The 23,616-nt window shown below is 57.5% G+C and carries 25 protein-coding genes, 1 pseudogene and 1 riboswitch; of the genes and pseudogenes, 7 read left to right on the plus strand and 19 right to left on the minus strand.

Annotated elements, in window-relative coordinates; translation table 11 throughout:
• Positions 1 to 153: 153 nt before the first annotated feature.
• Positions 154 to 1,695, plus strand: a complete 1,542-nt coding sequence (locus ACEVJK_RS00980) for a copper amine oxidase N-terminal domain-containing protein (RefSeq protein WP_374739794.1) — start codon at positions 154 to 156, stop codon at positions 1,693 to 1,695.
• Positions 1,696 to 1,769: 74 nt separating this feature from the next.
• Here the strand turns inward: ACEVJK_RS00980 and ACEVJK_RS00985 are convergent, their stop codons facing one another.
• The 5 genes from ACEVJK_RS00985 to ACEVJK_RS01005 form a co-directional block, all read right to left on the minus strand.
• The gene (locus ACEVJK_RS00985) at positions 1,770 to 4,082 is read right to left on the minus strand and encodes an ATP-dependent Clp protease ATP-binding subunit (RefSeq protein ID WP_374739795.1); all 2,313 of its coding nucleotides are present in this window, start codon (positions 4,080 to 4,082) and stop codon (positions 1,770 to 1,772) included.
• Between the two features lie 137 nt (positions 4,083 to 4,219).
• Positions 4,220 to 4,915 (minus strand): CvpA family protein, encoded by a 696-nt coding sequence (locus ACEVJK_RS00990; protein WP_240287233.1) that lies wholly within the window; start codon positions 4,913 to 4,915, stop codon positions 4,220 to 4,222.
• Between the two features lie 29 nt (positions 4,916 to 4,944).
• Complete coding sequence (locus tag ACEVJK_RS00995) at positions 4,945 to 6,114, minus strand: DUF5711 family protein (RefSeq protein ID WP_374739796.1); 1,170 nt, start codon at positions 6,112 to 6,114, stop codon at positions 4,945 to 4,947.
• 42 nt (positions 6,115 to 6,156) lie between these two features.
• Positions 6,157 to 6,909, minus strand: a complete 753-nt coding sequence (gene truA / locus ACEVJK_RS01000) for a tRNA pseudouridine(38-40) synthase TruA (protein WP_147572081.1) — start codon at positions 6,907 to 6,909, stop codon at positions 6,157 to 6,159.
• A 41-nt stretch (positions 6,910 to 6,950) separates the two neighbouring features.
• Positions 6,951 to 7,172 carry a helix-turn-helix domain-containing protein gene (locus ACEVJK_RS01005; protein WP_240287229.1) on the minus strand — a complete coding sequence of 74 codons (222 nt, stop codon included), beginning with the start codon at positions 7,170 to 7,172 and terminating at the stop codon, positions 6,951 to 6,953.
• A gap of 89 nt (positions 7,173 to 7,261) precedes the next feature.
• On the opposite strand from ACEVJK_RS01005, the gene ACEVJK_RS01010 reads away from it, so the two are divergent.
• Positions 7,262 to 7,597: a hypothetical protein gene (locus ACEVJK_RS01010; protein ID WP_374739797.1), complete on the plus strand. Its 336-nt coding sequence runs from the start codon at positions 7,262 to 7,264 to the stop codon at positions 7,595 to 7,597.
• Here the strand turns inward: ACEVJK_RS01010 and ACEVJK_RS01015 are convergent.
• The 4 genes from ACEVJK_RS01015 to ACEVJK_RS01030 form a co-directional block, all read right to left on the minus strand.
• Entirely contained in the window at positions 7,528 to 8,337 is an 810-nt protein-coding gene (locus ACEVJK_RS01015; protein ID WP_147572078.1) for an energy-coupling factor transporter transmembrane protein EcfT, read from the minus strand. The two genes, ACEVJK_RS01010 and ACEVJK_RS01015, sit on opposite strands and share 70 nt — an antisense overlap.
• A complete protein-coding gene (locus ACEVJK_RS01020) occupies positions 8,338 to 9,210 on the minus strand; it encodes an energy-coupling factor transporter ATPase (protein ID WP_147572077.1) in 873 nt (290 codons plus the stop codon).
• 130 nt (positions 9,211 to 9,340) lie between these two features.
• On the minus strand, positions 9,341 to 10,186 hold the full coding sequence (locus tag ACEVJK_RS01025; RefSeq protein WP_374739798.1) for an energy-coupling factor transporter ATPase: 846 nt from the start codon (positions 10,184 to 10,186) through the stop codon (positions 9,341 to 9,343).
• Positions 10,187 to 10,333: 147 nt separating this feature from the next.
• Entirely contained in the window at positions 10,334 to 11,203 is an 870-nt protein-coding gene (locus ACEVJK_RS01030) for a class I SAM-dependent methyltransferase (protein ID WP_147572075.1), read from the minus strand.
• Between the two features lie 251 nt (positions 11,204 to 11,454).
• Here ACEVJK_RS01030 and ACEVJK_RS01035 point away from each other — a divergent pair, with 251 nt between their 5' ends.
• Complete coding sequence (locus ACEVJK_RS01035) at positions 11,455 to 12,168, plus strand: hypothetical protein (protein WP_186852032.1); 714 nt, start codon at positions 11,455 to 11,457, stop codon at positions 12,166 to 12,168.
• Positions 12,169 to 12,216: 48 nt separating this feature from the next.
• Here ACEVJK_RS01035 and rbr read toward each other — a convergent pair whose 3' ends face one another.
• The 3 genes from rbr to epsC all read right to left on the minus strand — a co-directional run bounded on the left by rbr (position 12,217) and on the right by epsC (position 15,162).
• Positions 12,217 to 12,753: a rubrerythrin gene (gene rbr, locus ACEVJK_RS01040; RefSeq protein WP_147572073.1), complete on the minus strand. Its 537-nt coding sequence runs from the start codon at positions 12,751 to 12,753 to the stop codon at positions 12,217 to 12,219.
• 231 nt (positions 12,754 to 12,984) lie between these two features.
• Complete coding sequence (gene cysS, locus ACEVJK_RS01045; protein WP_374739799.1) at positions 12,985 to 14,430, minus strand: cysteine--tRNA ligase; 1,446 nt, start codon at positions 14,428 to 14,430, stop codon at positions 12,985 to 12,987.
• A gap of 57 nt (positions 14,431 to 14,487) precedes the next feature.
• Positions 14,488 to 15,162, minus strand: coding sequence for a serine O-acetyltransferase EpsC (epsC, locus tag ACEVJK_RS01050; protein WP_147572071.1), 675 nt, complete (start codon positions 15,160 to 15,162; stop codon positions 14,488 to 14,490).
• A gap of 456 nt (positions 15,163 to 15,618) precedes the next feature.
• Between epsC and ACEVJK_RS01055 the strand changes: the two are divergent.
• The 4 genes and pseudogenes from ACEVJK_RS01055 to ACEVJK_RS01070 form a co-directional block, all read left to right on the plus strand.
• Positions 15,619 to 15,732, plus strand: a pseudogene (locus ACEVJK_RS01055) (helix-turn-helix transcriptional regulator); the annotation flags it as partial.
• A gap of 136 nt (positions 15,733 to 15,868) precedes the next feature.
• On the plus strand, positions 15,869 to 16,048 hold the full coding sequence (locus tag ACEVJK_RS01060) for a hypothetical protein (protein WP_374739800.1): 180 nt from the start codon (positions 15,869 to 15,871) through the stop codon (positions 16,046 to 16,048).
• Between the two features lie 198 nt (positions 16,049 to 16,246).
• Positions 16,247 to 16,642, plus strand: a complete 396-nt coding sequence (locus ACEVJK_RS01065; protein WP_374739801.1) for a hypothetical protein — start codon at positions 16,247 to 16,249, stop codon at positions 16,640 to 16,642.
• Positions 16,643 to 16,644: 2 nt separating this feature from the next.
• Positions 16,645 to 17,007: a hypothetical protein gene (locus tag ACEVJK_RS01070; RefSeq protein WP_374739802.1), complete on the plus strand. Its 363-nt coding sequence runs from the start codon at positions 16,645 to 16,647 to the stop codon at positions 17,005 to 17,007.
• A 150-nt stretch (positions 17,008 to 17,157) separates the two neighbouring features.
• On the opposite strand, the gene ACEVJK_RS01075 is transcribed toward ACEVJK_RS01070, so the two are convergent.
• From ACEVJK_RS01075 to ACEVJK_RS01105, 7 genes are all read right to left on the minus strand, one after another.
• The gene (locus ACEVJK_RS01075) at positions 17,158 to 17,979 is read right to left on the minus strand and encodes a formate/nitrite transporter family protein (protein WP_374739803.1); all 822 of its coding nucleotides are present in this window, start codon (positions 17,977 to 17,979) and stop codon (positions 17,158 to 17,160) included.
• A gap of 9 nt (positions 17,980 to 17,988) precedes the next feature.
• Entirely contained in the window at positions 17,989 to 19,653 is a 1,665-nt protein-coding gene (locus ACEVJK_RS01080) for a formate--tetrahydrofolate ligase (protein WP_374739804.1), read from the minus strand.
• A gap of 53 nt (positions 19,654 to 19,706) precedes the next feature.
• Positions 19,707 to 19,798: riboswitch (ZMP/ZTP riboswitch) on the minus strand.
• Between the two features lie 89 nt (positions 19,799 to 19,887).
• Positions 19,888 to 20,823: a LysR family transcriptional regulator gene (locus ACEVJK_RS01085; protein ID WP_147572059.1), complete on the minus strand. Its 936-nt coding sequence runs from the start codon at positions 20,821 to 20,823 to the stop codon at positions 19,888 to 19,890.
• A 301-nt stretch (positions 20,824 to 21,124) separates the two neighbouring features.
• On the minus strand, positions 21,125 to 21,298 hold the full coding sequence (locus ACEVJK_RS01090; RefSeq protein WP_186852028.1) for a DUF4250 domain-containing protein: 174 nt from the start codon (positions 21,296 to 21,298) through the stop codon (positions 21,125 to 21,127).
• Positions 21,299 to 21,309: 11 nt separating this feature from the next.
• Entirely contained in the window at positions 21,310 to 21,648 is a 339-nt protein-coding gene (locus tag ACEVJK_RS01095) for a histidine triad nucleotide-binding protein (protein WP_340405171.1), read from the minus strand.
• 65 nt (positions 21,649 to 21,713) lie between these two features.
• Entirely contained in the window at positions 21,714 to 22,754 is a 1,041-nt protein-coding gene (locus ACEVJK_RS01100) for a hypothetical protein (RefSeq protein WP_374739806.1), read from the minus strand.
• Positions 22,741 to 23,244 (minus strand): RNA polymerase sigma factor, encoded by a 504-nt coding sequence (locus ACEVJK_RS01105; RefSeq protein ID WP_374739807.1) that lies wholly within the window; start codon positions 23,242 to 23,244, stop codon positions 22,741 to 22,743. Before ACEVJK_RS01105 ends, ACEVJK_RS01100 begins: the two co-directional genes overlap by 14 nt.
• Positions 23,245 to 23,616: the final 372 nt, after the last annotated feature.

The raw sequence follows: 23,616 nt of genomic DNA on the forward strand, positions 1-23,616 counted from the left end.
TGTTTGCAAGGGTCGCGGAGAAAAAGAGCATTCATTTTTATAATTATTTTTTGATTGATTCTTTCGCTTATCATGGTATAATTTATTTTAGATAGCTGTTTGCTTTTTTTATCGTTTGTTGCGAAAATTCACTATTTGAAAGGAGATTTAAAAATGAAAAAACTGTTTCGTCCCTTACTCTGCGCCGCGTTTTTGGCGCTAGCAGTAAGCGCCCCCGCTTTTGCCGCTGAACCTGACATTCTCCAGACGTTCCCCGACACCGTTTCCACCCGCCAGGGCGACTTCTATGTTCTGGTCAACGGGGAGTCTCTTACCTTCCCTGACGCGGTACCCAAGTTGAAGAGTGACCGCTCCTTCCTGCCCTTCGCGGCCACCTTTGAGGCGCTGGGCTATACCGGCATCACATGGGACGGCTCTACTGGCACCGTCACCGCCAGCAGGGATGGACAGCGCATCAGCCTGACCATCGGAGAACCCTCCATCACCTTGTACACAGAGGAAGCGCCGGATGGGCAGAATATCCCTATGGATGTAGCCCCCTATGTGGATCCCGCCACGGACCGCACTTATGTTCCTGTCGGGCTGATCGCTGACGCCTTGGGCTACAATGTAGGCTGGGACGGCTCCAACGGTACCGTCATCATTGACGACGTGGACGCCATCCTGGCGGCCAACACAGAAACCTATGAGCTGATGGACAAATACCTAGATTACAGTCGGACCTTTGCCCAGAAGAACCAGAAGGTCGGCGGCGAATACGCCATGGACATCTCTGTTTCCACCTCCGACGGCGAGCAGGATATGGATATCCAGTTCCTTGCCGACGGAGATTATGACATGATTACCGCCGGGTCCACCGCCTTCCAGTTCGATACTCAGATGGTACTGGATTACGCCGCCTCTCTCAATGGGGTAGACGCCACGGAGCTGTTGGACAGCACCGGTGAGCTCCCCTTCCCCCTTACCATTGACTTCGCTATGCGGGGTGATATGGAACAGGGGGCCCTCTATCTCAACTGCGCCGCCCTGAACCAATTTATCCTTGGGGAGGGTGCCTCGGACGATACCTGGTACAAGCTGGATATGAAGTCCTTTTACGACCAGAGCGCCGCTCTCACCGGCTTCACTTATGCTGACCTGCTGGCTCTGTCCAACGCCAGCCTGGACGCCAGCTTTACTGAGCAGTTGGAAAACGTCCTGCGGACCGCTCCTTTGACCAGCTATCTTACCACCTCTGACTACCTGGACCTGTATAACTCCATCTGTGGCGACAGCCATTTTAAGCGGTCCGGTTCCTCCTATGTGAACCAATTTTTAGCGGAAGACGGTGTCACTGGCACCTTCACTCTGTATACCACCGGCTCCAGAGTCAACGGATACGCAATGGAGTTGACTGCCGTTGACCCCTCCTTCGGCGAGATGGAGATCGGCGTCTCCATGCGGAACAGTAAAATGGAGATGTCCATTGACCTGACTCAGTCCTCCTCTCTCCCCACTGGGGAAGATCCTTCTATCTCTACGCTGCCCGGAATTCTCTCTAGCGAGGTTTCTATGCACATGGAAATGGACGGCGCTTATCAGTCCACAAGCGCCAAGCCAAGCACCCAGCCCCCCGCAGATGCCACCGTCCTGGATATGTTCCAGCTGATGTCCCCTGACGACCAGGTGGAAGTTCCTGATGGCACTGCCGCTTAATCACTGCCCACACGCTCAACAAACAGCCCCCGGAAACCATAAGGTTTCCGGGGGCTGTTCCTCTTTGCCTTCTCTCACATAGCCAGTAGATGGATGGTGTCATCCTCCACCAAGGCTTTCATCTGGGAAACGGGGTGCTGATATCCCTCGATCAAGCGGACCGCAATGGCATCCTCCAGCTCCTTCTGGATGATCCGGCGAAGGTTCCGGGCTCCATAGACGGCGGAATAAGACTTCTTAACCAGATAGTCCAGCAGGGACTCCTCCCAGGAGAAAGAGATGCCCTTCTCCGCCATCGCAGTTGCCAGCTCCTTGAGCATCAGGACGGCGATGGACCTGAAGTTCTCCTCCGTGAGCTGATTGAAGTAGACAATCTCGTCGATCCGGTTGATAAACTCAGGGCGCAGGAAGTCCTGGAGGGCCTTCATGGCCCGCTCCCTCCCCTGCTCATTGGCGGTGCGGCCAAAGCCCACGGAGCCCACCTTGGTATTGCTCCCGGCATTAGAGGTCATGACGATCACCGTGTTCTCAAAGTTCACCGTCCGGCCGTGGGCGTCAGTGATACGGCCATCGTCCAAAATCTGAAGCAGGATGTTGAGCACATCTGGGTGTGCCTTCTCGATCTCGTCGAAGAGGACCACAGAGTAGGGCTTGCGGCGGATCTTCTCTGTCAGCTGGCCCGCCTCGTCATAACCTACATAGCCCGGAGGGGATCCAATGATGCGGGACACGGCGTGCTTCTCCATAAACTCGGACATATCCAGCCGGATCAGGGATTCAGGGGTATCGAACAGGTCCGCGGCCAGCTGCTTGACCAGCTCGGTCTTGCCCACGCCGGTGGAACCTACAAAGATAAAGGATACCGGCTTGTGCTTGGGGCTGATGCCCACCCGGCCCCGGCGGATGGCTGCGGCCACCGCCTTCACCGCCTCGTCCTGTCCGATAATGTGGCTCTCCAGCCGCTCCTCCAGCTTGGCCAGGCGCTGGTACTCCTGCTCCTGGATGCGGCTGGCAGGGATGTTGGTCCACAGCTCAATGACGTTGGCCAAGTGCTCTTGGTCTAGGGCGGGATGGGCCTTCTCCTCCAGCCCCCGCTTCTCTTCCTCCAGGCGCAGCTCCATGCTTTTGATGGTTGCCAGCCGCTCATAGGCCTCCTCCGTGGCGGCGGCCATCATAACCTCCCGCTCCTTGGACAGATCGGCCAGTTCTTTCTCCACATCGGCCAGACGGGCCAGGGCCTTATTCTCCAGATTCACGTTGGAACAGGCCTCGTCGATCAGGTCGATGGCCTTGTCAGGGAGATAGCGGTCAGTGATATACCGCTCGCTCATCAGCACAGCCTGGCGGCACATCTCCTTGGAGACCGTGACCTGGTGGAATGCCTCGTAGTAGGGGGCGATACCCTCAATGATCTTCACGCTGTCCTCAATGGAGGGCTCCTCCACAACGACGGGTTGGAAACGCCGCTCCAGGGCGGTATCCTTCTCGATGTGTTTGCGGTACTCATTGAGGGTCGTGGCACCGATGACCTGGAGCTCCCCACGGGACAGGGCGGGCTTCAGAATGTTTGCGGCATTCATGGACCCCTCGGCATCCCCGGCCCCCACGATAGTATGAACCTCGTCGATGACCAGGATGATGTTGCCCAGCTTGCGGATCTCCTCGATGAGACCCTTCATCCGGCTCTCAAACTGGCCCCGGAACTGGGTGCCCGCCACCAGGGCGGTCAGGTCCAGGAGGTAGACCTCCTTATCCGCCAGCTTGTAGGGGACCTCCTTCTTGTATATCCTCTGGGCCAGCCCCTCAGCGATAGCGGTCTTGCCCACGCCTGGCTCACCGATGAGACAGGGATTGTTCTTTTGCCGGCGGTTCAGGATCTGAATGACCCGCTGGAGCTCCCGGTCCCGGCCGATCAGCTTATCCAGCTCGCCCTCCTTGGCCTTTTGGGTTAGGGAGATGCAGTAGCTGTCCAAAAATTTTCGCTTAGGCTGCTTGGGGGCGCCGTTCTTCTCTGGCCGGGGGGACGCGCCGCCCCCCTCACTGGGCTGCTGGGGCGCTGGGGTTGCCCCACCTCCAAAGAGCTGGTTCAGGAAGGGGAAGGTGGCGGTACGTCCGTCGTCCTCCTCGTCCCCCTCCTCCTTGGGCTGGTTCATCAGGCCCTCCATTCCCTCAGCTCCGCCGAAAGCGGACATCATTTCGGAGGTCAGGTTTTCCAGGTCCTCGTCGCTGATGCCCATCCGCTTTATGATGTCGTCAATGGGTTTTATGCCCAGCTCCCTGGCACATTTGAGGCACAGCCCCTCGTTCTTCGAGGTGCCGCCCTCCAGTTTGGTGATAAAGATGACCGCCACGTTCTTGCCGCAGCGGCTGCACATTGTAGGCTGCATGGTGTCAAAACTCCTTTCAGGAGATAAAATCAGATCAGCGCTCCGGGTCTCCGCCCGGCCTTTTGGGTGGTCATAACCACACAGGGCATATCATACAGCAGAAATATGAACTTGTCATGAACTGCCCCCTGAGAAATTCAGGGAAGGAGGGACAAAGGGTCAAAGGTACAAAAAAAGTTCAGCAGATAGGTATTCTGTATCGCCTCAGGGGGGATCAGGCTGTTTCGGAGCAGCCAGCAGGCGATGAAAATCAACGCCCCGCCCTTGAGCAGCCCCAGGGCCGCCCCGCTCCAATGGTTTAAGGCGGACAGGACGGGCAGCCGGAAGGCCAGGTCCAGGGCATGGCTCAACAGGAACCAGGCGATGAGAACAGCTACAAACGCCAGCAGGAAGAGAACCATTCTGGCCAGCTGGACGGCGGCGTATTCCGCCAGTGCCTTAGCCGCGCTGGTGGTCACCTGAGCCACTCCGTTGTCCACGGCCTCCTGGAATGCCTGTGCCAGGCCGCGGTAGAGCGCGGACTCCTGAAGCGCTTCCAGCACCTCTGAGATGGGCAGCTCCTCCAGTGCCGGCGCTTCTCCCCCGGTAGAGGCGAGGGAGTCCTCCACTTGAAGGGACTGCTCCAGCGTCCCCTGGATCTGGCGCTCGATGGCGGGCCGTATGGCGTCTGCCACCGGCCTGGCCAAGTTGTCCGAGATAACTGTGGCTCCGATAAAGGCCACAAAGATAGCCAAAAAGCCGCACAATGTCAGGATAAAACCCCGGCTGTACCCCCGCCACAGGGCAAAAAGGAGAATCAAGGCGATGATCACGTCAAAAATCAGATAATTCATAAAAACCTCCATGGGAAAACGGGGAGAGATCAGCTTGGGATATAGAGCCAGGCCAGCTGGTCGTCGGCCAGCAGGGCAGAGCCGTTGGAGGACAGGGCGGTATATCGTGCCCCCTGGGTGTCTCCCAGTCGGGCGTATTCCACCAGCTCCGGCGTGTAAATGGTCAGTCGGCTGCCGGTGAGCAGGGAACAGTAACCGCCAGCGCTGTCAAAGTCCAATACCTGGCTCCGCAGCTCCATGCTGCTCCTCACTTCTCCCTCCGGATCGATGGTCATGACCTGGTTCGCGCTGCCTGCCCGGTATCGGCCCAGCAGGAGCAGCGCAAAGCCCTCCCCTCCAAAGTCGCAGCCCTTCAGATAAGACCGCCCAAAGGGATAACTGTTGGCAGATTTTCCATCGTCAGACAGTGTCATGACTCTGTCCTCCCCCAGCACCCAGAGAAGGCCGTCCTCATAGTCCAGATCCAGCACTGTCACACTGCCCAGGCTGACCTGGGCCTTGGGCTCCTTCTGGTCCACGGGGAAAAAGAGCACCTGACTAAGGAAGGTCCCGCCCTCCTGGTCCATTGTGACCACCGCCACGGTCTTACAGTCGGGAGACAGGGCAGCGTCCACCACAAAGGTGGAGGACAGGCTGATCTGGATTACTTCGCTTCCAGAGGCGTCGTAGACTGTGACCGCCCCCTTGTACCCGCTCCGCTGGGCGGTGACCGCCAGCCAGCCGCTGTCGTTGGCCCGGGCGGACAGCAGGTCGCCGTCCCCCTCTAGGGACAGGTCAAAGACCTCCTCCGTCCCCCGGAAGAGGAACAGGGACTGCCCCCCGGCGTCATACACTACCCCCGCTTTTGCAGAGGCAGACAGCACCGGGTTGTCCATCGACAGCACTTCCTCGGCGTACTGGCGGCCAGAGAAGGAGTAGTAGTGGGCCCCAGCGGCTGAGGACATTAGAATACCATTTTCCAGATACGCCAGTGACATCTTGTCCCCGCCGGCGTGGGTGAAGGGGACCGCCTCGCCGGTATCGCTGGTTTGAATAGAGCGGTAGGCCAGCCACCGCTTCACCGCGTCCAGGTTGAAGCGGTCCCGGTACACGACCAGAGCCAGGGCGCCCAGCACCAGGGCCGCCGTCACCAACAGGGCCAGCAGCCGAAACAGGATATTCGGTTTTTTCGCCTTCTTGGCCGGCTGTTTTCCTTCCATTCTATTCGTCCTTGCTTCTCTTTAGTAGGGGTGCTCCCCTAGTCACAGCACATCTTCCTCATACCACAGCCTGGTCATATACAGCCCCCCCGGCGGGACCGTGGGGCCAGCCAAGGTGCGGTTGCCCGAATCCAAAATGGCCGGGATGTCCTCTGGAGCCAGCTTGCCCTCGGCAGCATAGACGATGGTGCCTACCATCGCCCGAACCATGTTGTATAGAAAGCCGTTGGCGCACACCTTACACTCTATCAGTTCCCCCTGGCGGGAAACGTCGAAATAGTACACCGTCCGCACAGTGGTCCTGGTTTCGGTGCCCACGGACCGGACCGCCCGGAAGTCGTGAGTGCCCACGAACTGGCTGGCCGCCCTCCTCATCACGGACTCATCCAAGCGCTTTGGATAAAACCAGGCCCGGTCCACATAGAAGGGGTTGCCCAGCCGGGAGTTATACAGGCGGTAGGTATACTCCTTTTTCTGGCAGGAACCGATGGCGTTGAAAGAATCGGGCACCTGGGTGGCCTTGACCACCACAATATCGTTGGGCAGCCGGGTGTTGACCGCCAGAGGGATCCGGTCGCAGGGAATCGTGGAGGTGGTGCGGAAGTTGGCCACATAGACCTCAGCGTGGACGCCCGCGTCGGTACGGCCCGCCCCGGTGCATTTCACTGGATGGCAGACCACAGTGGACAGGGCCTTTTCCAGGGTTTCGGCCACGGACACAGCGTTTTTCTGAACCTGCCAGCCGTGATAGGCCGTACCGTTATACATCAGCTTTAAGGCAATATTGCGTTCCATGTAACACCTCGGTTCGGGTTGGTAAGAAGCGGGGTCGGCCCCTATTGGTTGATCTCCCGCCGCTCCGTCCGGCCCATCAGGTAGTCCAGGCTGACGTTGAAGTAGTCGGCCAGAAACACCAGACCAAGGGCGGTAGGGTGGCACTTTCCATACTCATAATCCTGATAGGTTCGGTATTTGACCCCGCAAATATCAGCAAGCTGGTTTTGAGTCAGATGCTGCTCGTTCCGTAGTTCCTTGATACGTTCTGAAAATGTTGCCATAATACATCCTTTTCTCTTGGCACACGGAATTTTCGTGCTATACTATATAATGCACGGAAAAATCGTGAGATTCAGAGGGGTAATCAATTATGAACATGATACTTTATAAACTCTTTCAAGACAACCCTGGGCTTGCCGGGGAAGTGGCAAAGTTCTGCCGAACCGTCCCTGGTTACCAGGCGGCAGAGGCAGATTTTGCCAGCCAGGCTGACCAAATCAGCCGGCTGGTAGGGCCGGAATGTTATCTCCCCTTTGAGGCGGCTATGAACGCCCAACTGGCCTATGAGGCGCGGGCCTACTACCTGTTCGGTCTGGGCCTGCGGCGGGAGCTGCTCTCCGCCCTGGAGCCGGATGATCAAAGCCCAATATGCGCCAGCACGCCCACTCCCACGGCCATGGCCAGGAAAAAGGCCAGCACCATATAGTCCCTGGCCTGATACTTCAGCTGGCGCAGGCGGGTGCGCCCCTCTCCCCCGTGGTAGCAGCGGCACTCCATCGCCACCGCCAGCTCATCCGCCCGGCGGAAGGCGGAGATAAACAGGGGGACCAGCAGCGGGATCAGGGCTTTGGCCCGCTGGATCAGGTTCCCGCTCTCAAAATCGGCTCCCCTGGCCCGCTGGGCGGACATGATCTTGTCCGTTTCCTCGATCAGAGTTGGGATAAACCGCAGGGCAATAGACATCATCATGGACAGCTCATGGACGGGGACCCGGATCTTCTTCAAGGGATTCATCAGGGACTCCAACCCGTCCGTGAGCAGGATGGGCGAGGTGGTGTAGGTCAACAGAAAGGTGCCAGCAATAAGCATCATGATGCGGACCACCATAAAGAAGGCCTGGAACACCCCCTCCATGGTGATGGTCAGTACCCATATCTTTACCAGCACATGGGTGCCGGGGGTGTAGAATAGGTTGAGGATGGCCGTAAAAATGGCAATGAACAACACTGGCTTCATCCCCCGAAGGATGGAGCGCACTGGGACCTTGGATACGGCGATGGACAAAGCCAGCAGGCAGAACATGATGGCATAGGTGACAAACCACTTAGCCAGAAACAGGGCCACGATATAGATCACCACAGCGATCAGCTTGGTACGGGGGTCCAGCTTGTGGACCAGGGAGTTACCTGGAAAATACTGTCCCAGGGTGATATCCTTCAGCGCCATTCAGCCCACCCCCTTCTCATTGCGGCCCAGCTTGGCCAAAATGGCGGCCTTGGCCTGCTCCACCGTGAACACCGAGGGGTCGATGTCCACCCCCAGGGCCCGAAGCCGGTGGAACACCCTGGTCATCTGGGGGACGCCCAGCCCCATCTGTTCCAGCTCGTCCCCGTGCTGAAACACCTCACGTGGGGTACCCTGGAAGGGGATGGTCCCGTCGTCGATGACCACCAGCCGGTCCACAGTGCGGGCCATGTCCTCCATGGAGTGGGACACCAGGATAATGGTGGCGTTGTGGGCCTGGTGGTAGTCCCGGATATTTTGCAGGATGGATTCCACTCCCTCCGGGTCTAGTCCGGCGGTGGGCTCGTCTAAAATGAGCACCTTGGGCTCCATGGCGATAACTCCGGCGATGGCTACCCGGCGCTTCTGGCCGCCGGACAGTTCAAAGGGAGATTTCTCCAGCTGGTCGTCCCGCAGGCCCACAAAATAGGCGGCGGACCGCACCCGGCGGTCGATCTCCTCCTCGTCCAGCCCCATATTTTTCGGACCGAAGGAGATGTCCTTATAGACTGTTTCCTCAAAGAGCTGGTACTCCGGGTACTGAAAGACCAGCCCTACCTGGAACCGGCTTTTTCGGGTGGTCTGGGGGTCGGTCCAGATGTCAGTGCCCTGGAGGAGTACCTGGCCCGATGTGGGCTTGAGCAGGCCGTTCAGATGCTGGATCAGGGTTGACTTCCCCGAGCCTGTGTGGCCAATAATGCCCAGATACTCTCCGGGATAAGCCTGAAAATCCACCTTCTCCAGTGCGGTGCGCTCAAAGGGTGTGCCGGCGGAGTAGGTGTGGGTCAGTTGTTTCGTTTCAATGATAGGGTCCATGAGAGGTTCCATCCTTGTATCAGTGGTACACGCCCCAGTGATGGAGTCGCGTCCAAAAAACTCTCCCCCAAGGGAAGGCACATGGGAGCGCGGCAGAGCCCGTCCCCAACAATAACATATCAGTTCCCGCTTACGACAGCACGGACCACAGGGCCGCGGCACACTCCTCGTCTGAGAGGGCGTCCAGAGGGACGCTGATTCCCTCCTGCCTCAGCTCCCAGAGAAGCTGGGTGGTCTGGGGGACCGTGAGCCCTACCGCCTTCAGCTCCTCCACATGGGAAAAAACCTCCTTGGGCACTCCGTCGGCCACCACACGGCCCTTAGACATAACCACCAATCGGTCAGCCTGTGCGGCCTCGTCCATGTGGTGGGTGATAAGGACCACCGTAACTCCCCGCTCCTGGTTCAGCGCCTTGATGGTGCGGAGCACATCGGCCCGTCCGGTGGGGTCCAACATGGCGGTGGGCTCGTCCAGCACGACGCACCGCGGTTCCATGGCGATGACTCCGGCGATGGCGATCCGCTGCTTCTGCCCTCCGGACAGCAAATGGGGAGCGTGCTCCCGGAACTCATACATATTTACCGCCTTCAGGGCCTCATCCACCCGCTTGCGGATCTCTTCCGGGGGGACACCCAGATTTTCAGGTGCGAAGGCCACATCCTCCTCCACCACATTGGCGACGATCTGGTTGTCCGGGTTCTGAAACACCATACCCACCGCGCGGCGGATGTCCAGCAGCCTGTCCTCATCCGTAGTGTCAATGCCGTCCACGTACACCTTGCCTCCGCTGGGCAGCAGGATAGCGTTCATATGCTTGGCCAAGGTGGATTTTCCGCTCCCGTTGTGCCCCAGGACGGCTACAAAGGAGCCTTCCTTGATGGCCAGATCTACACCGTCCAGCACCACTGGGGACACCCCCTCGGCCGCCGGGTAGGAGAAACGGAGGTCTTCAGTTTTGATGATGGTGTTGCTCATAAGATAGCCCTTTCTGGATAGAGTTGAGAGCAGAGAGCAAAGAGTGGGGATATAGCCGCATATCCGTGCGGTTTCACTCCGCCTTCCGTCCTATTGTTGTTCCACCACACGGCCGGGACTCGCCCTGATCTCTTCCCTCTCAACACTTCACGCCTCATGCTTGACCCAACGCCCCGTGGCCCCACAGGGGAGGACCAGCCCGCTTTCGGTGACAGGCAGCCCCAGCTCGTCACTGGTAGTGTGGCCGCCGAAGCGTTTGGAGAGGATGGTCTCCAGGATATAGGTCACCACGCTGGGCGCCAGCCCGGTGGTGTAGGAGTTCAAAATAACGAACAGCGGGTCGTCGGACAGCACTCCAGATACCAGCTCCACGAATGGAAACAGGTTTTCCTCCAGCTTCCACACCTCTCCGGTGGGGCCCCGACCATAGCTGGGCGGGTCCATGATGATGGCATCGTACCTCCGTCCCCGGCGTATCTCCCGTTCCACGAACTTGGCACAGTCATCCACAATCCAGCGGATGGGCGCTTCCTCCAAGCCGGAGGCCCTGGCGTTCTCCCGTGCCCACTGGACCATACCCTTGGCTGCGTCTACATGACAGACGCTGGCTCCGGCCGCGGCGCAGGCCACGGTGGCCCCTCCGGTATAGGCAAACAGGTTAAGCACCGAAATAGGCCGGCCGGCCTTTTGAATCTGTTCCCGGGCAAAGTCCCAGTTGACCGCCTGCTCTGGAAACAGGCCGGTGTGCTTGAAGTTCATGGGCTTGATGTTAAAGGTCAGGTCCCCATAGGATACCGTCCACCGCTCCGGCATGGACTTATTCTGCCACTGTCCTCCCCCCGTGGAGGAGCGGGCATATCGGCCGGCATTCACTTTCCAACCCCGGTGGGTCCGGGGCGTGTTCCAGATGGCCTGGGGGTCAGGGCGGACCAACAGCTGGTCCCCCCACCGCTCCAGCTTTTCTCCCCGGCCACAGTCGATCAGCTCATAATCCTTCCAGTTGTCGGACGCCCACATATATGGCACACCTCACCTGTTCGATCCTCCTGATATACAGGGGCAAAACGATTGGAAAACTAAGTTAGTATATCATTCCAGACCGTTCCAGTCAATGAATTATGACTGATTCCCTGTCGAAAGGGCAGAAAAACCTTCCTTTCCCCTGCTGGGGCCAGAGAAAGGATTGTAATTATTCCCGACCTGTGGTAAGATATCTGGGAAAATGACAAAAACCGCGGTTTGTTCCGCGTTTCAGAGAGGTGCTATCCATGGACCATCCCTTTCGAGGTGCTGCCTTCGGCGGCTTTAACCGCCAGGACGTCCTGACCTATTTAGAAAATACCGCCAGGGAAGCCGCTCAACAGCGCGAGGCCCTGGAGCAGCAGTTGGAACAGCAGCGTCAGGCCGCCGAGTCTGCCCTTCGCCAGATTGAGGAACAAAGCCAACAGATCCTCCAGCTCCAGCAGGCCAACCAGCGGCTCCAGGAGGAGAAGGACGCCCTCTCCGGTCAACTGGAGCAGACCAATGTGGCCCTGTCCACCAGCCGTACCGAGCGCAGCCAGTTAAGCGACCGGCTGGCCCAGCTAGAGAACTCACTGGCCCAGGCCCAAACCAGGATCGCCGCCTTGGAACCGGACGCCGAAGCTTACGCCGCCCTGAAGGAGCGGACCGCCGGCGTAGAGCTGGAGGCCCACCGACGGGCCCAGACCGTCCAGGAGCAGGCGGAGGAGCAGGCCCGTCAGCTCCGCCGTCAGATGGAGCGTTGGATGCAGCGAGTGGAGCAGGAATACGATGTTCTTCGTACCCAGGTGGAGTCCACTGTTTCTCATGCTGCCGACCAGCTGGACAAGGCTGGCGCCGCCTTGAAAGAGGTGGGCGTCCTCCTGGAAGCCCAGGATGTGGCCCTGGATTCTCTGGCCCAGGCTTATGCGGACAGCGACCTCACCAAGGTGAAGGCTCCCATGCCCATCCCCGAAAGCTGACTGAAAAAAGCAGGACCGCCGGTGGCGGTCCTGCTTTTTCTGTTTCCATCAATAGTTTTCAGCCTTCAGCTGGAAATAATCCCTGGGATGGGCGCAAACGGGGCATACCTCGGGGGCCTGCTTGCCCACATGGATGTGGCCACAGTTGGAGCACTGCCAAATCATGTCGCCATCGCGGGAGAAGACAATGCCGCCCTCCACGTTGGCCAGCAGCTTCAGGTAGCGTTCCTCGTGCTCCTTCTCGATCTTGGCGACCTCCTCAAACAAGAAAGCGATATGGTCGAAGCCTTCCTCCTTGGCCTCCTTGGCCATGGTGGCGTACATATCGGTCCACTCGTAATTCTCACCCTCGGCGGCAGCCTTTAGGTTCTCCGCGGTAGTTCCAATGCCCTCCAGCAGCTTAAACCAGATCTCGGCGTGCTCCTTCTCGTTGGCGGCGGTCTCTTCAAAGATCTTGGAGATCTGGACATAGCCGTCCTTCTTGGCCTTGGAGGCGAAATAAGTATACTTGTTGCGGGCCTGGGACTCGCCGGCAAACGCGGTCCACAGATTGGCTTCGGTCTTGCTTCCCTTCAGCTCAGGCATGATAATTACCTCACTTTCCTGTATTTGTTAAATGAGAATTATTCTCAATAACTTAGTTTTAATATAGCAAACCGGCGCGAAAATGTCAATGGGAAAAGCAAAAATTTTCCTCAATTTTTTCTCACGCTCCCCTGGAAAAAAGGCGTGGAACCTGTACCATAAAACAGGCAGAAATCGATCAGCCGGGGGCGGCCATTCCTTTGCAGGATGGCCGCCCCCGGCATCTCCCTGTTATACCCGCTTCCAGGACGCGCCTCCGGGCACGTCGGTGACCTCGATGCCCATCGCCTTCAGCTCATCCCGGATGCGGTCGGCTTCGGCAAAATTCTTTGCCTTTTTGGCCTCGCCCCGTGCCAGCACCAGAGCGTCGACGGCCGGCTCCCCTTCGCCGGTGACGGTATAGCCGCCGGCAGACTGGGACTTCTGAGCCGCCTGCTCCTTCCGCACCTTCTCCGCCTTTTCCAGCAACGACAGGGACAAAACCTGGTCAAAGTTGTTCAGGATGGCCAGCTTGGTGGCCCCGTTGGTCTTGGCCTTCAGGGCGTCATACAGGGCGGTGACTCCCATGGATGTGTTCAGGTCATTGCCCACCTGCTGACGGAATTTCATCTGATACTCACCCAAGAGGTCCTCGTCCACCACACCGTCCTTGGGGTCGATGGCCGCGATCTTGGCGATCAGCTTTTGGTAAGCCCCAGCGGCGTTATCCAGATTTTCCCAGGAAAAGACCAGACCCTTGCGGTAATGGGACTGGAGGCAGAAGAACCGATAGGCCAGAGGGTCATAGCCCTTCTCCTCCAGTAAGGACACAGTGAGGAACTCCCCCTTGGACTTGGACATTTTTCCGCTGTTTGTATTTAAATGGTGGACATGGAACCACTGCTTGCACCAGGGGTGACCCAGGTAGCTCTCCGACTGGGCAATCTCGTTGGTGTGGTGGGGGAAGGCATTGTCGATCCCGCCACAGTGCAGGTCCAAATACTCTCCGTTGTGCTTGAGGGAGATACCGGTACATTCGATATGCCATCCGGGATAGCCCACCCCCCAGGGGGAATCCCACTTCAGGGCCTGGTCCTCGAATTTGCTCTTGGTGAACCAGAGGACGAAGTCGTTTTTATTCCGCTTGTTGGAGTCCTCCTCCACGCCCTCCCGGACGCCTACCGCCAGGTCCTCCTCATCGTGGTCGTTGAACACATAATAGCGGTCCAGCTTGGAGGAGTCAAAATAAACGTTTCCTCCAGCCAGGTAGGCGTACCCCTTTTCGATCAGGCCGGACACGATCCGGATATAGTCCTCAATGCAGTTGGTGGCGGGCTCCACCACGTCGGGCCGCTTGATATTCAGCTTTTCACAGTCGTTGAAAAAGGCGTCAGTATAGAACTTGGCAATCTCCATGACTGACTTGTGCTCCCGTTTGGCGCCCTTGAGCATCTTATCCTCGCCGGTGTCAGCGTCAGAGGCCAGATGGCCCACATCGGTGATGTTCATGACCCGATTGACCTCGTACCCATCGTAGCGCAGGAATTTTTCCAGCACATCCTCCATGATATAGGAGCGCAGGTTGCCAATGTGGGCAAAGTGGTATACTGTGGGACCGCAGGTATACATCTCTACATGTCCGGGAGTATGAGTTTGAAATTCCTCTTTGTTATGGGTCGCGGAATTATACAGATACATGGTACCTCTCCTTTTTATCTAGTCTCTTTCTCTTGTCCTCAGAGCGCAGGCGGCCGGTCAGACCGTCTCCCGCTCTCCCTGTTCCCTAATAATCTCGTATCGCTCATCCAGCAGCTTTTCGATAAATTCCAGTCTGGAGGACAGGGCCTCCAGGCGCTCCAGCGTGGGATTTTCCACGCTGGTCTGGTCCACTTCATCCGCGTATCGGGTGGTGCGTCCGGCGATGCGGACGATCTGGGCCGGGATACCCACGGCAGTAGCGTCCTCCGGCACCTCGGACAGGACCACGGCGTTAGCCGCGATCCGGGAGTTGTCGCCCACCTTGATGGGGCCCAGCACCTTGGCCCCGCAGCTGACTAGGACATTATTGCCAATGGTGGGGTGGCGCTTGCCCTGATCCTTACCGGTCCCCCCCAGAGTGACTCCATGGTAGAGCAGGCAGTCGTCCCCCACCTCGGCGGTTTCTCCGATGACGATGCCCATACCATGGTCCATGACCAGACGGCGGCCGATCTTGGCCCCAGGATGGATCTCAATACCGGTCCAGAACCGGCTCCACTGGGAGACTGCCCTGGCCAAAAATTTCAGATTATGACAGTATAACCAATGGGCAAGCCGGTGATACAACAGGGCATGCACCCCTTGATAGAGCAAAAATATCTCCAATTTGGAGTGCGCGGCCGGGTCACGGCGCTGATACGCCTCCAAGGTTTCCATGAGGGATCTGAACATAGGCTCCTCCTTCCTTATTTTGCGGTAATCCTGCCCCTCGCTGGGCAGGACAAAAAGAAAACCTCTTATGCCCATTTTGGCATAAGAGGCGATAACTCGCGGTTCCACTCTCATTTCTCACTTGACCGGCCGCTATCGGGGCCGAACCGGAGGCCATTACGCCCCGCGCTCCCGGACGCACTTCACGTCTGCCGCTGTGGGCCCCCTTTCAGCCGGTGAAGGGCCCTCTCTGTCCGTTGGCCGGGACGCTACTCTTTCCGTTCCTTGCGCTTGTTACAAATCATTATATTAGCATCCTTCCTGGGAGGTGTCAAGTATAGCCCCGCCTTTTTCTCTGTTTTTCCCCCTCCAGCCGCCTGTCAACTTCAAGTTGACAAATTTCCAGCTTATTTTTCTTGTCATATCGTGGGATTTGGGGTATCTTGGATGCAGAATCAGAAAGGTGGGAGGACCATGATGGAACTGTATGAACGGATCGCCCTGGCCCGGAAGCAGGCCGGATTATCCCAGGAGCAGTTGGGAGAAAAGCTAGGCGTCTCCCGGCAGGCGGTAAGCAAATGGGAGAGCGGAAATCCCCAAACAAAAAGATATTAAGGAACAGCCCGTGTTTACCTGCTTGTAGAATGCTGTTGTATAAGAAATGACACTTGAAATATTGTATTTTTTTCTACATCTAATAAATTAGAATTTGCAAAGGAGACCAGTTATGAAAAAAATCACTAATAAATATAATGGAATGATGTATGGGATGTGTATTGGTGTAGGTGTAGGAACGGCATTAGGCGTGGTATTTAATCACACTATATTAGGATTAGCTATAGGGCTTGGAGCAGGTATGTTTATCGGGAGTTTTTATACTAATAAACATGATGACGATGTAGAGTAGTAAGTGTAAATAAAATTGCAGTTTGTAGATACCAAAATATCGTATTCAGACGGAGCGATCCAGACACGGCGGTGGGAAAATCTCTTAGATTTTTCCGCCGTTTTTAGTGGCTGGTTCACTTCGGCAGTTGAGCGAGCTTGCGAGCGAACAGTAAGCCCCCGTTATCTAACAAGGGGGGCACAAAAAACAAGAGATAAAATGGTCCGGGACCGTTTAGCTCAGTTTTATCGGGAGGTGCTGCAAGATGAGACCTATTCCGCTGTCCTACCGGACGCCATCCTGCGAGAGGCGGAGGCGGGCGTTCTTTCCTCCCACTCTGTCGAGAATATGCTCCTGTTCCCGCCGGTCATATTGATTACAAACGCCAGTTATACCACGGTCCAGCGGGCCCTGAAGCTGCTGGACCACTTTGCGGACCTCCGCTCCTATCCCTCCGACGCGGGCAGCGACCTGGAGCAGTTGAGCAAGAGATCCCCTGTGGATGACCTTTCCAGCCGTGAGGAGCCCCGCCGGGAGCCCCTGTCTTTCGGTGCCGCAGTGGGTGCCGTTATCTTAGGCTTAATAGTAACCGTGCTGCTCCTCAGCTTCCTCTGACCTTGGATATTCGGACATTTGACCTGCGGGTGTGCGGCGGGGTCCTGGTATTTTATATCGTCAACCGCTGCCTTCTTATTCCTAACTCAGACGGACACTTAGGATGGTTCCTGTCCTGCTATGCCAACGACCTGTTTGCCGGGGGAGCCATATGCGCCTGGGCTGACTACCTTTTGCGCTGGGGCAGGCTAGCCCCCCTTCGCTCGGTAAAGCACGCGGTCCCCCTGCTTTTGGCCTGCGGGCTGGTGTGGGAGGTTCTCGCCCCACTTTGGAAAGCGGGGGCAGTCTTCGACCCCTGGGACTTCGTCGCCTATCAGGCGGGCGGACTGCTCTACTTAACCGCCAGAGAACGGGCCTGTCGATAGCGGTCCTCCGGGCTTATTCTGAAGAAAGGGTCGTCTAAAGCACCTGTGAAAGTTCAAAAAACCGGCTGACCACGCCCGGTCGAAAAAACGGCTGTGGGAGATGTGATCAAAAGACCATCTCCCACAGCCGTTTTCTATGCCAATAGGCCGTCAGCTTTTCGGGCGGTAGCAATACCACAGCAGGCCGCCCAGCCCCGCGCCGCCCAGGACGTTCCCAATCGTGACGGGGAGCAGGTTTCCCAGCAGGAATCCCCCCACTGTCAATGCAGACAAGTCCAGCCCCGCCTCCGCCGCCAGTTGGGCATAGGCCGGGACCATCTTGGCCATAAGGCCAGCGGCAATATAGTACATATTGGCAACGCAGTGCTCAAAGCCGCACAGGACAAAGTAACATACCGGAAGAAATGCCCCCATCAGGCGGCTGGCTGTGTCCCTGCCCGACATGGCCATGACCACGCCCAGGCAGACCAGAAGGTTGCAGAAGAAGCCCAGCACCACCCCATTCTGGAAGGGGATGGCACACTTGGCGGCCGCCATTCTCATTGTGAACAGGGCCAGCTGCCCGCCGGAGTAGTCGAACTGACCGAACCAAGCGCAGCCCGCCGCCACCAGCAGGGCTCCGGCAAAATTAGACAGGTAGACGATGCTCCAATTCCGCAACATCCCCCGCCAGGAGCAGCGCCCATCCAGCAGAGAAATGGTGATCAGGCAGTTGCCGGTAAAGAGCTCCGCCCCGGTGGCTATCACCATTCCCAGCCCGAAGGGGAACAGCAGGCCACACACCGTCCGGGCGGTCCAGGTGCCCTGGATGCCATAGGAGGCCGTGTTAGTGGCGGCGCTGCCCATGGCGATCAAGGCCCCAGCCAGGATGCCCAGCAGAATCAGGACAGAGGCTGGCTTTCCGGCCTTCTCCGCCCCAGCGGCGGCGTAGAGCGCCGTCACCTGGGCGGGGGAATTGAAATGGTTATCCATGTGCCCCCCTCAGAACAGGCCGGAGATTACTCCGTTCTCATCCACGTCGATCTTTTCCGCGGAGGGTACCTTGGGCAGGCCGGGCATAGTCATAATATCCCCAGTCTGGACCACCACAAAGCCGGCGCCCGCAGACACCTTCACCTTGGACACCGTAATGGTAAAGCCCTCGGGGCGGCCCAGCCTGGTCTGGTCATCGGTGAGGGAATACTGGGTCTTGGCCATGCACACGGGCAGGCCGCCCATGCCCATCCTCTCCAGCCGCTCCAGCTCCTTGGATGCGGCAGCGGAATAGCTCACGCCCACGCCCCCATATATCTTTTTCACCACAGCCTCGATCTTGCTCTTTAAAGGCTGATCTAACTCATAGGCGTAGGTAAACTTCTTGGGCTGCTCACACAGGCGGAGCACCTCCTGGGCCAGTTGGATACCGCCCTCGCCCCCTCTGCCCCACACTTCGGACAAGGCCACGTTGACCCCCAGTTCTTTACACTTGGAGCGGATCAGGTCCAGTTCTCTGTCGGTGTCGTTGACAAAGCGGTTGATGGCCACCACACAGGGCAAACCGAAGACCTGGGTGATATTCTCCACATGCTTGAGCAGGTTGGGCAGGCCCCGCTCCAACGCCTCCAGGTTTTCCTCTCCCAACTGGGCCTTGGGCACACCGCCGTTGTACTTCAGCGCCTTAACCGTGGCCACGATGACCACCGCGTCCGGGGTCAGTCCGGCGGCCCGGCATTTGATGTCCAGAAACTTCTCCGCACCCAGGTCAGCTCCGAAGCCCGCCTCGGTGACCACATAGTCGGCCAGCTTCAGGGCGGTGTCAGTGGCGGAGACGGAGTTGCAGCCGTGGGCGATGTTGGCAAAGGGGCCGCCGTGGACAAAGGCGGGAGTGTTCTCCAGCGTCTGGACCAGATTGGGCTTGATGGCGTCCTTCAGCAGGGCGGCCATGGCTCCCTGGGCCTTCAGGTCGGCGGCGGTCACCGGCCGGTCGTCATAGGTGTAGCCCACGATGATACGAGCCAGCCGCTCCTTCAAATCCTTCAGGCCGGTAGCCAGACACAGGACCGCCATGATCTCGCTGGCCACCGTGATATCAAAGCCGTCCTCTCGCGGGACGCCCTGCATCCGGCCGCCCAGACCGTCCACGATATTTCGCAACTGCCGGTCGTTCATATCCACACAGCGGCGCCAGGTGATCTTCTTCACGTCGATGCCCAGCTCGTTACCCTGCTGGATATGGTTGTCCAACATGGCGGCCAGAAGGTTATTGGCCGCTCCGATGGCGTGGAAGTCGCCGGTGAAGTGGAGGTTGATATCCTCCATAGGCACCACCTGGGCGTAACCACCACCGGCGGCGCCGCCCTTGACGCCGAACACAGGGCCAAGGGAGGGCTCCCGCAGGGCCAGGATTACGTTCTTGTCCAGCTTTTTCAGCGCGTCAGCCAGCCCAACGGAGGTGGTGGTCTTGCCCTCTCCGGCGGGGGTCGGATTGATAGCGGTGACCAGGATCAGCTTGCCCTTCCGGGCCTTGTCCCGCAGGGGGGTGATGTCGATTTTAGCCTTATAGCGCCCATAGTATTCCAGCAGTTCCTCGCTGACCCCCGCCTTGTGGGCCACCTGGCCAATTGGAAGCATCTCCGCGGCCTGGGCGATCTCGATGTCAGTCTTCATCTTCCATAACTCCTTCCTGTTGCGCCCGCAAAAATAAAAGGGCGCACTAAGCAATAGTGCGCCCAGACGGTCGGCAATATGGCGTTTCACACGCCGGGCCCTGTTCCACGTGGTCACTCCACTTCCGTCAGTCGCAGGGCTTGGATTCAGTTTAGCATAGGCCTCCTCCCTCGTCAAGGGGGGCGGTGTGGTTTCTCTCCGTCCCTTTTGCTGAAAATCAGGCCCGATATTTGTTCAAAGGTTGGCGGGACGGTCAAAGCGGCTGTAATACTCCTTGATCAGGTCGATAAACGTTCTGGCCGCCGGTGACAGGAATCCATTTTTCTTGTAGACCACCGCCATGGGGCAGGTCAGTGGCGGCTCTCCGATGGTAAAGCAGGCCAGCCGGTCCAGATATGGGGTGCGAGAGATGCCGCTCTCCTGTAAAAAGGCGAAGCCCATGTTTTCCGCCACCAGATTGATGGCTGTGGTATTGTTGGTGGTCACCAAAATATTCTGGGGCTCCACGTTATGGACGGAGAAGGTATTGTGGAGCAGCTTGGACAGCCGCCAGTCCGGGGGCAGCATCACGATACGCTCCCGCTCCAGCTGCCGCAGGTCGGGGAAGGGTATGGGGTCGTCGTAGGTACTGGTGAGCCCTCGGACCAGGGGGTGGTCCCGGTGGGCCAAAAGGAAAATATGCTCCCGCATGACCAGTTCATAGGTCAGCTCCGTCAGATCCCCAGGGATGTGCATGATGCAGAAGTCCGTGACACTGCCCGCTGCCAGATCCCCCAGTTCGGGCACCGGCGCCTCATGGAGAACCACCTGCACGTCGGAGTATTGCTTGGTGAACAGGGGCAGCACATCGGGCAGTAGGGTGGAACCACGCCAAGGGGATACGCCGATGTGGAGGACAGGCCGCTTCTCGTTCTGCAGATCCCGCAGGTCGCTGACCAGCTGCCGGTCCAAATAACTCTGGCGCTCCAGATAGGCATGGAACACCTCCCCTGCCGGCGTCAGCTTTAGGGGCGAGTGGGAACGGTCCAGCAACACGGCCCCCAGATTGGACTCCAGCTTGGCCAGATACTGGCTGAGATAGGGTTGGGAGAGATAGAGCCGCTCCGCCGCTTTGGAGATGCTCCGCTCCTTGACGATGGCCATAAAATATTCCGGATTCTTGACGAACATAAACAGCACACCCCATAACTAAAAAGCTATGAGGATTATATCACAGTTCCCCCAGTATGGAAAGGGGTATCTTCCTTTTTCTGATACAGAAAGAAAAACCGGAGCCGTGGAATGATCCACGGCCCCGGTCTGCCCGGCGGTATTGCCTGCCCCGCCCAAGCGTCTGGTGGTCAGAGCGCGCCCTCAGTCAGGAAAAGTGAAAGTAGGGAGGTGTAAGGAGGATGAGAGTTAGCTCTCTCTAACCACGTATAGGTTAGCACATCCTAACTCTCTTGTCAACCCTTTTTTCCGACCTCCTCTATCAAAGGAATTGGTTGCGCTCTCTATGGTAGGTGTAGCCTATGGCAGCCAGCTTATCCTCCACCCCGCTCTGCTCTACATCCAGCTGCGCGCACAGCTCCTCCAGGGTGCAGCCGTCATCCCTAAGCCGGGTATTCAGGAAGCTGAGGAGGATGGCGGGATCATTCGGTACCATCCCCTTCTTCCTCAGCCTGGAGGCCAGGTCATATCCCGGCCAGACAGAACATGGAAATGGAGATGGGGGACAGACTGGCCCGCCTGCTCCCCAATATTGGACACCACACGGTAGCTGTCCAGGCCCAGCTCCTTGGTCACTTTGGAGATGACTGCGAAAATATGGGCCACTACGGCGGCGTTGTCCTCTGTCACCTCGGCCACAGATCCGATATGGGCCTTGGGGATAACCAAAAAGTGGGTGGGCGCCTGGGGATCGATGTCATGGAAGGCAAAGCATACCTCGTCCTCGTAGACTTTGTTGGACGGGATCTGCCCCTCCGCAATCTTACAAAACAGACAGTCAGACATTGGGAAACCTCCTTTGTTTGTTAGTAAGACCATTGTACCCCCTTTTGCCAGAATTGCCAAGGTTTTTATTCCTCCACCGGGAGCAGCCCTCCCAGAGAGAAGGTCTGGCCTAAGATGGTAAGGGATGTCACCTCATCCGGGTCCACAATTTGATTCAGTTGGAACACAAATTCTCCCATCCCGGTATCTGGATTATAGCTCTGGCTCACTGTGCGGCCTACAGATGCGGTTTGGCCGTCCAACAGATTCAGAACGGTAGTACTTTCTATTTCGGAAAACGCCGCTGGCCCCCACATACGGAAATCGTTTTCCTCTCCTTGAATCATAAAGGCAACACTGATGGGCGAAACATACAGCGACTGCAGGACCATATTGTCTTCTCCCACCTGAATGGGAAGCCCGGCCTCATATTGTCGTCCGCTGTCCTGGTCAGGCAGTTTCACACAAAAGTCATGCCGCTCCTGAGAAAAGTCAGCCAAGTTCTCAAAGGTGGTCTTTTCAACCAGGCGCAACGGAGTAATCGTAAATTCCCCACCCAGAAATGTCTGAGCATCTGCCTGAAGATAGGTGGTCGGTCCCCGATACCACAAAATCGAGATGTGATGGTCACCCGGATCATCATCTGGTAAAACAATGGAGCCGGACACCCAGCCGCCCACGCCATTCTCTTCCGACTCAGGCTCAATATCGGAAGTTGCCAGAACAGAATAGTCCTCTCCCCACAAGGCAGTCTCCTCTGGGGCGATCACGTCCAGCAGGACCGCCAAGGTATACCGGTCCACCAGCATTTGTTCCACTTCAACCGTCCATCCATTTTCATAGGTGTGTCTTTGATCGACCTGCACCACACCGTCTTTGATCAGCCTTGTCTCCTGCTCCCCTGCCCCAAACAGCGCCGCAAATTTCTGATCCAACCCCGTAGCCACTGTAAAGGCACAGGCCAGCAGGAGCACGGCGGCGGCCGCCAGTACAGCGGGCATCTTCTTCATTCGACTCACAGGTTTGACCTCCTTCTGCCCTGTCAGGAGGCGGTCCAGCATAACCCGTTCCTGCTCTTGAGTGGGTTTTATCTGGTCAAACACCCGCTTGAGCTTATCCTCGTCCATACTCTTCCACCTCCAACATTTCTTTCAGTTTCCATCTCGCCTGAACCAGCCAGGTACGAATGGTGGATGGGTTCTTCCCCAAGATCTCCGCTGTTTCCAGCGCGGTGTAACCCTGGTAGTAGTGGAGATACAGCACCATCCGGTATTTCTCCGGTAGGGTAAGGATCAGATCCCACAGCTCCCCGTCCGACGGCTGCTCCCAGGTCAGGTTCTGAAGTATCTCTTCTCCCGCCCTCTTTGTCCTCCACCAGTGCTTGAGCTGGTTTTTGCACTCGTTCCGGGCGGTAACGATAAGCCAGGCCTTTTCATGCTCCGGATCACGGAAGAGGCCCTCATGCTCCATCGCTTTTCGAAAGACCGTCTGGGTGGCGTCCTCTGCGTCGGGTACATTTTTCATCAGCATCAGACAGATCTGATAGACCATGGTCACATATCGGCGGTAGAGGGCGGCCATCTTCTCCCCGCTCTGGCTATGTTCCAAACAGGACACCTCCCTTTTTGTCTCTCTGCTTATCACACAATCTGGCTGGGGAAAATGTTGAGATTCTCCCAAAAAATTTTAAGGGACGGCCCAAGGGCCGTCCCTTTTGAAGATGGGGTCCGTTTACCGTTTTTGCTTCAAGTACACAGGGCCTCCCCGTCCCAGCCGCGGTTTTCATCTGTTCCAGTCAGAGCCGGGGCGCCGCCTTTTCCAGCCTACTAAAAAAACAGTCAAAATTAGATTTAAATCAAAGTGAAAGATAAAAGAGCCGTGCGGCAACGGTCCAGTTAACCGTGCCGCACGGTATCTGTTAGCATAAAAAGTCAAAATCAGGAAGGCAGATAGAACTTCGATGCTGGAAGATCTTGTCCCTGCAAAGCC

This window comes from Flintibacter sp. P01028, from assembly GCF_041925235.1.
Lineage (GTDB): Bacteria > Bacillota > Clostridia > Oscillospirales > Oscillospiraceae > Lawsonibacter > Lawsonibacter aceti.